Consider the following 12123-nt stretch of genomic DNA (forward strand, 5'->3'; position numbering starts at 1 on the left):
TACTCGACCGGGCCGGGAGCCGTCACTCCTCGACCCGGATCTGCTGGACGGGCACCGCGACGGCCGCGCCGCCCGCGGCCGTCCCGGCCGCCGCCGGTACGGCGGCTCCGCCCGGCGCCGCGGTGTCCGGCGCCGGACCGGGCTGCCCCGGCCCGTGCAGGGTGGTGAGCAGTTGGCGGGCCAGGCCGAGGCCGGTCCCGCCCATGGTGAGCGCCTTGGCGAACAGCTCGCCCACCCCGTCGGCGCCGTTGAGCAGCACCATGTGCTCGACGTTGCCGAAGGACTGCGCGGCGGCCAGCACGATGTCCGGCCACTTCTCCGCCAACTCCTGTGCCACCACGGCGTCCTGGTTCTCGGCGAGGGCGGCGGCCCGGGCCTGGATGCCGGCGGCCTTGGCGAGCCCGATCGCCTTGGCGGCCTCCGCGTCCGCCAGCCCGCGGGCCTCGGTGGCCGCGGCCTCGGCCTGCCCGGTGGCCCTGGTCGCCTCGGCCTCGGCCAGGGCGCGCAGCCTGGTGGCGTCCGCCGCGGCCTGGGCCGCGATCCTGACCTGGCCGGCCTCGGCGGCCGCCTTCAGCTCGGTCTCCTGGGCCTGGGCCTGCGCCGCCGAGATCCGCGCGTCGCGGTCGGCGTCCGCCCGGGTGCGGGTCTCGTACGCCTTGGCGTCGGCCGGCTTGCGGACCTCGATCTGCAGCTGCTGCTCCTTGCGGCGCGACTCCAGTTCGGCGACCTTCGTCTCCTGGACGACGACCTCCTGCCGGGAGGCGGCCTCGGCGAGCGGCCCGGCCTGCTGGGCGCGGGCGTTGGCGGTGTCCCGTTCGGCCTGGTACGCGGACTGCTGGATGGCACTGTTGCGGGTCGCCTCGGCCTTGCGGGCGGCGGCCTCCTGCTCCGCCTCGGTGGCCATCCGGTCGGCCGCGGCCTGGGCGATCCGGGCGTCCCGCTGGACGGCGGCGGCGTGCGGGATGGCGAGGTTCTTGATGTAGCCGGTCGGGTCGATGATCTCCTGGATCTGCAGGGTGTCGATGATCAGCCCGAGCTTCTCCATCTCCAGCCCGGAGGCGGCCCTGGTCTCCCCGGTGAGCCGCTCGCGGTCCCGGATCATGTCCTCGACGGTGAGCCCGCCGACGATCGAGCGCAGGTGGCCGGCGAAGACGTTGTGGACCCGCTGGCTGATCAGCTTCTGCTGGTCCAGGAATCGCCGGGCGGCATTGGCGATGGAGACGTCGTCGTCGCCGATCTTGAAGATCACCACGCCCTTGACCCGGACCGGGATGCCCTGCGTGGTGACGCATTCGACGTCCAGCTCGGCCTCGTTGAGGTCCAGCGAGAGCCGGCGGACGCCCTGCAGCCCCGGCGTGACGAAGGTCCCCCGCCCGGTGACGATCCGGAAGCCCAGGCCGTCCCCGACCCCCTCGGTCCGGTGCCGGGAGCCGGAGATGATCAGGGCCTCGTTGGGCTCGGCCACCCGCCACATGAGCTTGAAGAGCGTGACACCCACCAGCAGTACCCCGGCGGCGGTCCCGATGATGACGAACACCATGGTTCAACTCCCCCTTTCGGCGCATGAGATGCGCCGACTCGGATTGTCCGCCCGGGACAACCGGAGGAGAAGGGATCGCACATGACCGTCCGTCACAACCCTGTCACGGCAGGATCGGTGCCACGTAGACGGTCCGGGGCGGGTGGTACTCGATCACCACCACGGGCGTCCCGACCGACAGCCGGTCACCCGGCACGGCGAGATAGGCGAGGAACGCCTCCGTGCCCCGGCGCTCCGGGACGTGCACCATCACCTCGCCGACCAGTCCCGCGCCCACCGCTCCGCTGACCCGCCCCGTGCTCCCGATCACTGCGCTCCTCCTTCGCCGCCCGCCCCGCGTGACTGCCAGTCTGCCCGCCCCGGAGCGCCGCGGCGCCCCGTGGTCCGGATCGCCGCCCGGGGACCCCCTCTGGACCAGCGGCGATCCGCTCGCTACGGTGTTGGACGTCATGCGCAGGCAACACCGCCTGCGGACACGGGAGCTCGGAGCACCGGGCTGAGAGGGCGCTGACCGGAACGTCGCTGGACGTGCCGACCGCTGCGTCGACCGCAGGAACCTGACCGGGTAATGCCGGCGTAGGGAGTAGAGGGTCTGATGACCACGTTCGACGCACAGCCGCAGTCTGCCCGGAACCAGGCCGCCGGAAGCGCGGCCACCGGCTACCCGACCCCGGCCTGGCGCAAGGCCTACCGCCAGGGGTCCCGCCCCGACCTGCGGGTCCCGTACCGCGAGGTCGTCCTGACCAACGGCCGGACCGTCCCGCTCTACGACACCTCCGGCTCGTACACCGACCCCGCCTACGAGGCCGACGTGCGGCGCGGCCTGCCGCCGCTGCGGGACGCCTGGATCCGCCAGCGCGGCGACGTCGAGGAGTACGACGGCCGCGAGGCCCGCCCGGAGGACGACGGGATCAAGCACACCTCGCCGCGCGGCGGGAACCTGCGCAACCTGGACGCCGTCTTCCCCGGCCGCCCGCGCCGCCCGCTGCGCGGCCGGTCCGGCGCCTCCGTCACCCAGCTCGCCTACGCTCGGCGCGGCGTGGTGACGCCGGAGATGGAGTTCGTGGCCCTGCGCGAGGGCCTGGACCCGGAGTACGTCCGCGCCGAGGTGGCGCGCGGCCGCGCCGTCATCCCGGTCAACGTGAACCACCCCGAGGTGGAGCCGTCGATCATCGGCACCAACTTCCTGGTGAAGATCAACGCCAATATCGGCAACTCCGCCGTCACCTCCTCGATCGAGGAGGAGGTGGAGAAGATGACCTGGGCCACCCGCTGGGGCGCCGACACCGTCATGGACCTCTCCACCGGCCGCAACATCCACACCACCCGGGAGTGGATCCTGCGCAACTCCCCCGTCCCGATCGGCACGGTGCCGCTCTACCAGGCGCTGGAGAAGGTCGACGGCCGGGCCGAGGAGCTCAGCTGGGACGTCTACCGGGACACCATCGTCGAGCAGTGCGAGCAGGGCGTCGACTACATGACCGTGCACGCCGGCGTGCTGCTGCGGTACGTGCCGCTGACGGCCCGTCGCAAGACCGGCATCGTCTCGCGCGGCGGCTCGATCATGGCGGCCTGGTGCCTGGCCCACCACCGGGAGAACTTCCTCTACACCAACTTCGAGGAGCTCTGCGAGATCCTCGCGAGCTACGACGTCACCTTCTCGCTCGGTGACGGCCTGCGCCCCGGCTCGATCGCCGACGCCAACGACGAGGCGCAGTTCGCCGAGCTGCAGACGCTGGGCGAGCTGGGCCGGATCGCCCGGGAGCGGGACGTCCAGGTGATGATCGAGGGCCCGGGCCACGTCCCGATGAACAAGATCAAGGAGAACATGGATCTCCAGAAGGAGATCTGCGACGAGGCGCCGTTCTACACCCTCGGCCCGCTGACCACGGACGTCGCCCCCGGCTACGACCACATCACCTCGGGCATCGGCGCCGCGATGATCGCCTGGTGGGGGACGGCGATGCTCTGCTACGTCACTCCCAAGGAGCACCTGGGCCTGCCCAACCGGGACGACGTGAAGACCGGCGTCATCACCTACAAGATCGCCGCCCACGCCGCCGACCTGGCCAAGGGCCACCCCGGCGCCCAGGCCTGGGACGACGCCCTCTCCGACGCCCGCTTCGAGTTCCGCTGGGAGGACCAGTTCAACCTGGCCCTCGACCCGGAGACGGCCCGCGAGTTCCACGACGAGACCCTCCCCGCCGAGCCCGCCAAGACGGCCCACTTCTGCTCGATGTGCGGCCCGAAGTTCTGCTCGATGAAGATCTCCCAGCAGATCCGCGCCGAGCACGGAGACGGCTCCTCCGCCGTCGCCTCGGACTACGACGCCGAGGCCCTGGCGGGCATGCGGGCCAAGTCCGAGGAGTTCGCGGAGCAGGGCAACCGGGTCTACCTGCCGATCGCGGACTGACTCTCCACCGACTGCACCGGCCCGCGTCCCGTGGGGGGAGTCGCGGGCCGGTGCGCTTTCACGTCGTCGGATGTCGTCGGACGTCCCGGGAGGGCCACGATCGGCGCCGGCCGGGTCGTCCGCCGTCGCCGCGAGATCTGCGGGGTTTGCCGGGTTTCGTCGGGGTCAGTGCCGTCGGCGGGCCGCGGCTCGTCCGCTTCGCCTCACCAGGACGACGAGTGCACCGCCCAGGGTGAGGGCGGCCGTCGAGCCGACCAGGAGGCCGATCGATCCACCCGAGCCGGTGGCGGCCAGTGCCGCCCCCGACTCATCCGGGTGCTGCACGGGACCGCCCTGCACGGGAGCGCCCGATGCGTTGCCGCCGTGACCGTTGCCGACCTGCACGGAGCCGCCCGGCACGTTGCCGTGAGGGCCGTGGTCGTTCCCGTGATGACCTTGCTCATGACCACCGTGACCCTGGTCGCCGTGCCCCGGCCCGCCGTGACCGCCGTGGCCGCTTGGAGACTGGGACGGCCCTGCGGGGCCCGCCGGTCCTGCCGGGCCTGTCGGACCTGCGGGTCCTGCCGGTCCTGCGGGGCCGGGAGAACCGGGTGCGCCGGGCGAGCCGTTGGCTCCGGGTGAGCCGTTCGCGCCGGGAGAACCGTTGGCTCCGGGTGAGCCGTTCGCGCCGGGAGAACCGTTGGCTCCGGGTGAGCCGTTCGCGCCGGGAGAACCGTTGGCTCCGGGTGAGCCGTTCGCGCCGGGGAGTCCGTTGGCACCGGGTGAGCCGTTCGCGCCGGGGAGTCCGTTGGCACCGGGTGAGCCGTTCGCGCCGGGGAGTCCGTTGGCACCGGGTGAGCCGTTCGCGCCGGGGAGTCCGTTGGCACCCGGAGCACCAGGTGCACCGGGAGCTCCCGGGGCGCCGTTGGGGCCGGGGGCACCAGGTGCACCCGGGGTGCCGGGTACGCCGGGAGCGCCGTTGGGGCCGGGCGAACCAGGTGCACCAGGGGCTCCTGGGGCGCCGTTGGGGCCGGGGGCACCAGGTGCACCCGGGGTGCCGGGTACGCCGGGAGCGCCGTTGGGGCCGGGCGAACCAGGTGCACCCGGGGCGCCGGGTACGCCGGGAGCGCCGTCGGGGCCGGGCGAACCGGGCGCACCGGGCGAGCCGGCCGGACCGGCGGGTCCGCTCGGACCGGCGGGTCCGCTCGGACCGGTGGGTCCAGTCGGACCGGTGGGTCCGCTCGGACCGGCAGGACCGCTCGGACCGGCAGGACCGCTCGGGCCAGCAGGGCCGCTCGGTCCGGGCGGGCCGACGGTGCAGGCCGCCCTCGTGATGGTGTTGTCGTCCAGCGTGACTGCCCCCGTGCGGGCCAGGGCACGGCCTTCGATCACCGAGGCGTGGTTCACGGTGATGGACGTCATGGCGAGGATGTTGCCCTTGAAGAAGGAGCTGACGTCGATGGTGGCGGAGCTGCCCACCTGCCAGAACACGTTGCAGGGCTGCGCCCCGTTGACCAGGCTGACGACGCTCGACGGCGCCGTGATCAGGGTGGAGGCGATCTGGAAGATGAAGACGGCACTGGGGTCGCCCAGGGCGTCGAGGGTGACGGTCCCGGTGAGGTTGAGCGACGACGTGGCCTTGTAGACGCCGGGCGTCAGCGTCAGTCCGCCGATGTCGCCCGGAGAGGTCAGGCTGGCGGTGGGGGCTCGGCCCGCGGCGTCGTTGTAGGCGATGACCAGGTCGGACTGGGCCTGTGCGGCCTGGGCGTCGTTGACGTGCTGGACGCCGTTCACGATCCCGGGCGGAAAGCCCGTCACGCTGGTGCCCGGGCTGAGGCCCAGGTCTCCGTTGATCACGCTGGGGCCGGTGTTGGTGACGGTTGAGGCGGCCAGGATCGCGTAGCTGGTGTCGGTCCCCAGCGTCACCGGTGCCGTGGCGGCGTGCGCGGGGCTCGCGACCAGACCTGCTGTCGCCAGCAACGTGAATCCGGAGAGCAGGACGAGCGCCCCCGTGAGGCGGGAGCGTCGGCGCCCGCTGTCGGGTGGGGCGGGCGGAATGGCATCGACTGCCATGGGACGGGACCCTTCTTGTCGTTGTTGAGCTCCGTCACCCGGAAAGAGGTGTTTCGGAGCACTGATGGTGAGTTCTGGTCGGCCCACAAGCCCTCGTACGTGCGCCGGGGCGCCACGGGCGTCACCCCGGGAGGGCCACAGAGCGACAGTCCGCCAGGGATGGTGATGCACCGTCACCAACTCAGTACACCGTGCAACAACAACATGAGAAGGAAAGAATAATAAAGATGCAAAAGGGTGAAGCGGTGGCGCCGTCGGGGTATCTTCACCTCTGCCCGGCGCGTCGTTTGTCTACGTACTCAACGCCGCGTACGGAGTCTCGGCCTCAGCTCCGGCCGGCTCCTCCGGATCCGGCTACGCTCACGGAGTCCGACGTCGTTCCCGCATGGGACCGGTGGACCCGAATGCCGTCGTAATCCTCCCCTGAGTGCCTTCCACGCCTTAGCAGTACCGTTTTTCCTCTTGGCCGCGTCCATGGTGGTGAAATGACGTATCGCTCGGGGGATCGAGTCGTTGGCCTGCATATGAACGACCCAATGAATCGGCAGGGCGGGCTGCTCGCGGCGACCAAGGGCGACGCCGGCACCGTGGCCGAACGCTGCCGTCTCGTCGGCGGCCTGCTCCGAGTCACGCTCGGAGAGCTGCGCGAGGAACTCGGATACCGCAGACTCGGCAAGTACGTGCTGGACGAAGTGGCCGAGAGCCTCGCGGCGGAGGGTCTCGGCTGGTTCCCGGCCTGGCGGCTGTCGCCGAGGGAGAACGCCGAACCGCGCAAGGAGCACGAGCTGTGGGTGTTTCTGCGGGACGACGGTCTGCGGTGCCAGGTCATCGACGCGATCCAGGCCCCCGACGGGTTCGACATCCCCACCGTCCTGAACGGTCTGCTCGCCGACCGCCCCCGGGGCCTCTCCCCGGAGCGCAAACTCGGCCTCATCCGCGAGATCCTCGGGCTCTGAGCGGCCGTCGCCCCGGAGGTCGGCGGGGCGGGGGAGTTCGCCCGCCGGGGTGACCGCGCCGCGCTGACCCGTCCGGACGGTCAGGCGACGGGGTGATGGTCCGTCAGGCCGGCCACGCGGTCGGCGGTGAGGATGCCGAGGAGGTAGCCGTCGTCGTCGACGACCGGCCAGATCGCGAGGGACTTGATCCTCATCGCCAGCGCCGCCAGGCCGAGGGCCATCCCGGGCCAGGCGAACGGGCCCCGCTGGTGCGCGGTGTCGCGCAGCGCGGTCCGCTCGGCGTACCAGGAGCGGGTCAGGAACGAATCGAGGCCGGCCCGCGTCACCAGCCCCTCGCAGCGGCCGTTGTGGTCGCGGACCAGCAGGTAGGCGACGTGGGCACCGCGGAAGATCTCGTTGGCCCGGTCGACGGTGATGTCGTCGGCGATCTGGTACTCGTAGGGCTCCATCGCGTCCGACACCGTGAGGCCGTGGCTCGCGGACTGTGCGTACTGGGTGGTCATGACGTCGACCCGACCCGCCTCCGGGCGGTTCTGCGCCGCCCGGTGCTGTCCTGCACCCAGAACGAAGCCGGAACGGGACCGGATGCGGAATGCCCTGGATGAAGCCCAGGCTACTCCGGTCAGGCCCGGCCCGGCGGGGTCCGGAGCAGTCTCGGGAAACGGCCCAGGACGCCTCGCACACGCGGGGCGCGGCCGCGGCGGGGAACCACACGCTGGCGGAGGAGCCACTCAACCTGGGCCTGCGCGACCGGGACGACGTGAAGACCGGCGTCATCACCTACAAGATCGCCGTCCGTGCCGCAGACCTGGCCAAGGGCCACCCCGGCGCCCAGGCCTGGGACGACGCCCTCTCCGACGCCCGCTTCGAGTTCCGCTGGGAGGACCAGTTCAACCTGGCCCTCGACCCGGAGACGGCCCGCGAGTTCCCGCGACCCGAAGGGGGAGTCGCGGGCCGGTGCGCTTCCACGTCCGATCGACCGCGCCGGGATTGCGGTGCCCGGGCTCGCCGCCGGGGGGTGGAATGCATTTGACAGCAGCATGTTGATCACACGAATGTGTGCTCCGCCGTTCTGGCGCCATCGCGTGAATCATGGGGGAACCACCGTGCGAAGAGCACGTATTCCGGCTGCAGTCGTTCTGGTCCTGTCGGTCACCGGGGCGATCACCTCGGTCGCCGCCGCGAGCGCCGACGCCACCGACCTGTACGTGGACAACAAGTCCGCGTCCTGCTCCGACTCCGCGCCCGCCGCGGGGGGTCAGGGCACGCCCTTCTGCACCATCGGCGCCGCGACGGACGCCGTCCGGCCGGGGCAGACCGTGCACATCGCGGGCGGTGACTACAACGAGCCGATCGCGCTCACCCGCTCCGGGACGCCGACGGCGCCGATCACCTTCGTCGGGACGCCCTACACCGAGGACCCGGCGGGCCGGGGAACGGTCCTCGGGGAGTACGGGGGCCTCAGCAACGTCGTCGCCCTCACCGGCGTCCACGACGTCGTGGTCCGGCACCTCTTCGGGCGCTCCGGTCGGGAGGCCGTCCTGGTCACCGACTCCAGCCGGGTCACCATCGACGACCTGGTCGTCTACAGCTCCGGCTGGGACAGCACGGTCGGCACCGGGTACCCGAGCGCGCGGATCACCGGTGCGAGCAGCGACGTCACCCTGAGCCGCAACGACATCAGCGCCTCGCACGCGGGCGGCGTCCAGGTCGACGCCGGAGTGCGGCACGCGGTCCTGACGACCAACTACCTCAGCTCCAACTCGGGCGTCGGGGTGCGGATCACCGACGCTCCGGACGCGGTGGTCACCGGCAACACCGTCCAGGCCTCCTGCGGGCCGCTGGTCGAGCTGGCCGGGGCGTCCACGGGCGCGACGGTCGAGAACAACGTGCTGGACGGGGACGAGAACGGCCACCCGAGCTGGGGCGCCTGCGCGTCCACCGGACACGAGGACCTCTCGGTGTCCGTCGGCTCGACCGCGGGGACCAAGGCGGACTACAACCTCGTCACCACGCTGACGCGGACGCCGTACAGCTGGGCGGGCCGGACGTACGCCACGGTCGCGCAGTTCCAGCAGGCCTCCGGCCAGGGCGCGCACGACCTGTCCGCCTCCCGTGAGGACCTGTCGCGGCCCGACTCCCCCGCCGTCGACTCGGCCGACGCGACCGCACCCGGCACGCTGACCACCGACGGGCGCGGCAGGCCGCGGGCCGACAACCCGGTGGTCGCCAACACCGGGACCGGTGTCGGCTACTACGACCGGGGCGCGGTCGAGGCGCAGGACCCGCTGGCCGTGTCGCTGAGCGTCTCGTCGACCCCGCCGGCCGGGCAGCCGCTGACCGCCGTGATCAACGGCCGGGTCGATTCGCCCTGGTCCCCCGCGACCGCCACGCTGGACTTCGGCGACGGCAGCGCGCCGGTCGGCCCGGTCACCTTCCCGGCGCGGCACGACTACGCCCCGGGGACCTACACCGCCACGCTGACCGCGACCGACGGCCTGGGCCTGACGAAGACCACGTCCGCCCGGGTCACGGTCGCCGCTCCCGGCCCGGTCCGGCCCGCCCTCGCGCTGTCGCCCTACAACACGGGCGGCCAGGAGGTGCTGGCCGACGGCACCGCGACGGTCAGCCCGTGGCCGGTGGCCACCCGGAGCTTCGACTTCGGTGACGGCACCGCGCCGGTGGCGGGGAGCGCCACCACCGCGCGCCACTCCTACGCGAAGCCCGGCACGTACACCGTCACCCACACGGTGACGGACGACCACGGCCGCTCGGCCTCGATCACGTACCCGGTCTCGGTGGCCACTCCGATCGCCGGCCGCTGGACCACCGGGCAGCCCGCCACGGTGGCGTTCTACCGGAACGGCGCGCTGACCCCGCTGACCACCAACGCGCCGACCGGCCAGGGTGAGCGGATCTACCTCGGCCAGGCCGGTGACACTCCGGTCGCGGGCGACTGGGACGGCACCGGGCACGACCAGGCGGGCATCTACCGGCCGGGTTCGAGCACCTTCGGCCTGCGACACCAGGACGGCAGCGTCACCGCCGTGCCGATGGGCGACCCGGGGGACGTCCCGGTGCCGGGCCGCTGGGACGGCAACGGGCACGCGCAGCTGGCCGTCTACCGTCCGAGCACCGGGGCGTTCATCGTGCGGCACGACGACGGCAGCTTCAGCAGCGCCGTCTTCGGCGACGCCGGCGACCTGCCCGTGGTGGGCGACTGGGACGGCGTCGGCCACACCCAGCTGGGGATCTACCGGCCGGCCGAGGGCCTGAAGGGCCTCGGTGTCTTCGCGCTGCGGCACGACGACGGCAGCGTCTCCACCGCCGGCTTCGGCGCGCCCGGCGACCTGCCGATCGTGGGTGACTGGAGTGGCACCGGCCGCACCACCTACGGTGTGTACCGGCCGTCCGAGGCCCGCTTCCTGCTCAGCCGCGCGTACACCGGGCAGTCCGACATCGACTTCGTCCACCCGAACGTGTAACGCGGCACGGCCGGGGCCGCCAGCGGCCCCGGCACCCCCGCCGGATGTCGGCCGAAGGCACGCCGGACCCCTGTACCGGCGTGTCCTCGGCCTGTTCGTGGGCCGGGTCCGGCGCTCAGGAAGCGTCCTCGGGGTACCAGCGGAGTTCGACGGTGTTGCCGTCCGGGTCCTGCACGTAGACCGAGGTGGCGCTGCCGCGGGCGCCGTAGCGGGGGACGGGGCCTTCGAGGACGGTGAACGCGCCGGAGTCGATGACCTCCTGCCAGTCCAGGGGGTCGACGGTGAGGCAGATGTGGTCGACGTTGGACCCGCCGCGCTCGCGGGCGGTCAGGTCGATGATGGTCTCCGGGCTGACCCGCACGGAGGGGAACGAGACCTTGCCGGCCCGCCACTCGTCGACGCGGACGGGGGCCAGACCGAGCAGGCCGGCGTAGAAGTCCAGCGAGCGCTCGACGTCCCGGACGTTGAGGACGAGGTGGTCGAAGGCCTTGACGCGGACGGCGCTCACTGGGGACTCCCGGGGGTGGGGCGGGCTGGGTGACGTGCTTCCATGATCGGACCGCCCCGGGCGGGGGATCAACGCTCGATCGGTCCAGGATCGTTCACCGGAAGTAAACGATGGGAGCCGGCCGTGTGGGAGCGCCACGAGATCGAGGCGCTGCTGACCCTCGCCGAGGAGCTCCACTTCGGGCGGACCGCCGAGCGTCTGGGAGTCAGCACCGGCCGGATCAGCCAGGTGATCGGGAAGCTGGAGCGGCGGATCGGCGCCCGGCTGTTCGAGCGCACCAGCCGGACCGTGCGGCTCACCGCGATCGGGCAGCGGCTGGCCGGGGACCTGGCGCCGCTGGCCGCCGGGATCGAGGAGTCGGTGCGCCGCGCCGTCGAGGCCGGGCGCGGGGTGACCGGGGAGCTGCGGGTCGCCTTCCTGGGCGAGTGGACCGCGCCGGTGCTGCTCAGGGCCGTGCGGCTGTTCACCGAGCGCCACCCGGGCTGCCGGGTGGACGTCCGGGAGGTGCAGCTGTTCAACTCCCGGTCCAGCCTGCTGGACGGCTCCGTCGACCTCCTCATCGCGGCCTTCCCGTTCGACGGGATGGCCCGCGGGCCGGCGCTGATGGAGGAGCGGCGGGTCCTGGCGGTGGCCGCCGGGCATCCGTTGGCCGGGGCGGAGTCGGTCTCGCTCGAAGTCCTCGCCGAGCACCCGGTGGTGCAGTACCCGGCGGTCACCTCGGTCGAGTTCAAGCGGGACCGGACGCCGGAGCGCACCCCGGCGGGCCGGCCGGTGCCCAAGGGGCCGGTCGGCAACACCTTCTCCGAGATGCTCTCGCTGGTGGCGATGGGCCGGGGCGTCCTGCCGGTGGGCGAGCACTCCCGGCGGTACTACCCCCGCCCGGACGTCGCCTACGTGCCGATCCGCGACGCGTCGCCGATCGAGCGCGGGCTGGTCTGGTTGGAGAGCAACACCACCGAGCGGGTCCGCGCGTTCGTCCGCGCCGCGACGGATGCCGGCGCGGGGGCGGAGCCCGGCGCCGATCCGGTCGCGGGGGCAGATCCGGTCGCGGGGGCAGATCCGGGTTGGGTGGCCGATCCGGGTGCGGCCGCGGCGAACTGACGCCGGATGGGCCCGGGCGGCGGCCCACCCGGGCCCACCCGCCCCGGCCCACCCGCCCGTCCCTCGGG

9 protein-coding genes and 1 pseudogene are annotated in these 12123 nt (G+C 72.7%); 5 read left to right on the forward strand and 5 right to left on the reverse strand.

Features of this window, described 5'->3' with window-relative positions:
* Positions 1-22: 22 nt before the first annotated feature.
* Together OG618_RS19855 and OG618_RS19860 are read right to left on the reverse strand one after the other, a co-directional pair.
* Positions 23-1540: an SPFH domain-containing protein gene (locus OG618_RS19855; RefSeq protein WP_329488865.1), complete on the reverse strand. Its 1518-nt coding sequence runs from the start codon at positions 1538-1540 to the stop codon at positions 23-25.
* Positions 1541-1643: 103 nt separating this feature from the next.
* A complete protein-coding gene (locus OG618_RS19860; protein ID WP_329488866.1) occupies positions 1644-1850 on the reverse strand; it encodes a hypothetical protein in 207 nt (68 codons plus the stop codon).
* Between the two features lie 285 nt (positions 1851-2135).
* On the opposite strand from OG618_RS19860, the gene thiC reads away from it, so the two are divergent.
* Entirely contained in the window at positions 2136-3953 is a 1818-nt protein-coding gene (thiC, locus tag OG618_RS19865) for a phosphomethylpyrimidine synthase ThiC (protein ID WP_329488867.1), read from the forward strand.
* A gap of 165 nt (positions 3954-4118) precedes the next feature.
* Here thiC and OG618_RS19870 read toward each other — a convergent pair whose 3' ends face one another.
* A complete protein-coding gene (locus OG618_RS19870; RefSeq protein WP_329488868.1) occupies positions 4119-6005 on the reverse strand; it encodes an ice-binding family protein in 1887 nt (628 codons plus the stop codon).
* A gap of 536 nt (positions 6006-6541) precedes the next feature.
* Between OG618_RS19870 and OG618_RS19875 the strand changes: the two genes are divergently transcribed.
* A complete protein-coding gene (locus OG618_RS19875; protein WP_329488869.1) occupies positions 6542-6961 on the forward strand; it encodes a hypothetical protein in 420 nt (139 codons plus the stop codon).
* An 80-nt stretch (positions 6962-7041) separates the two neighbouring features.
* On the opposite strand, the gene OG618_RS19880 is transcribed toward OG618_RS19875, so the two are convergent.
* Positions 7042-7464, reverse strand: coding sequence for a CBS domain-containing protein (locus OG618_RS19880; protein ID WP_329488870.1), 423 nt, complete (start codon positions 7462-7464; stop codon positions 7042-7044).
* A 230-nt stretch (positions 7465-7694) separates the two neighbouring features.
* On the opposite strand from OG618_RS19880, the pseudogene OG618_RS19885 reads away from it, so the two are divergent.
* Positions 7695-7889: pseudogene (locus OG618_RS19885) on the forward strand (phosphomethylpyrimidine synthase ThiC); the annotation flags it as partial.
* A 178-nt stretch (positions 7890-8067) separates the two neighbouring features.
* Entirely contained in the window at positions 8068-10446 is a 2379-nt protein-coding gene (locus OG618_RS19890) for a PKD domain-containing protein (protein WP_329488871.1), read from the forward strand.
* Between the two features lie 115 nt (positions 10447-10561).
* On the opposite strand, the gene OG618_RS19895 is transcribed toward OG618_RS19890, so the two are convergent.
* Positions 10562-10954 (reverse strand): VOC family protein, encoded by a 393-nt coding sequence (locus OG618_RS19895; RefSeq protein ID WP_329488872.1) that lies wholly within the window; start codon positions 10952-10954, stop codon positions 10562-10564.
* A gap of 123 nt (positions 10955-11077) precedes the next feature.
* Here OG618_RS19895 and OG618_RS19900 point away from each other — a divergent pair, with 123 nt between their 5' ends.
* On the forward strand, positions 11078-12055 hold the full coding sequence (locus OG618_RS19900; RefSeq protein WP_329488873.1) for a LysR family transcriptional regulator: 978 nt from the start codon (positions 11078-11080) through the stop codon (positions 12053-12055).
* Positions 12056-12123: the final 68 nt, after the last annotated feature.

Origin of the sequence: Kitasatospora sp. NBC_01246, assembly GCF_036226505.1 — a bacterium.
Classification (GTDB): Bacteria; Actinomycetota; Actinomycetes; order Streptomycetales; family Streptomycetaceae; genus Kitasatospora.

Bases quoted from the DNA above. Each gene is read 5' to 3' on its own strand.
- OG618_RS19875 (WP_329488869.1), top strand. From the start codon at position 6,542: ATGAATCGGCAGGGCGGGCTGCTCGCGGCGACCAAGGGCGACGCCGGC.
- OG618_RS19855 (WP_329488865.1), bottom strand. From the start codon at position 1,540: ATGGTGTTCGTCATCATCGGGACCGCCGCCGGGGTACTGCTGGTGGGT.
- thiC (WP_329488867.1), top strand. From the start codon at position 2,136: ATGACCACGTTCGACGCACAGCCGCAGTCTGCCCGGAACCAGGCCGCC.
- OG618_RS19880 (WP_329488870.1), bottom strand. From the start codon at position 7,464: ATGACCACCCAGTACGCACAGTCCGCGAGCCACGGCCTCACGGTGTCG.
- OG618_RS19870 (WP_329488868.1), bottom strand. From the start codon at position 6,005: ATGGCAGTCGATGCCATTCCGCCCGCCCCACCCGACAGCGGGCGCCGA.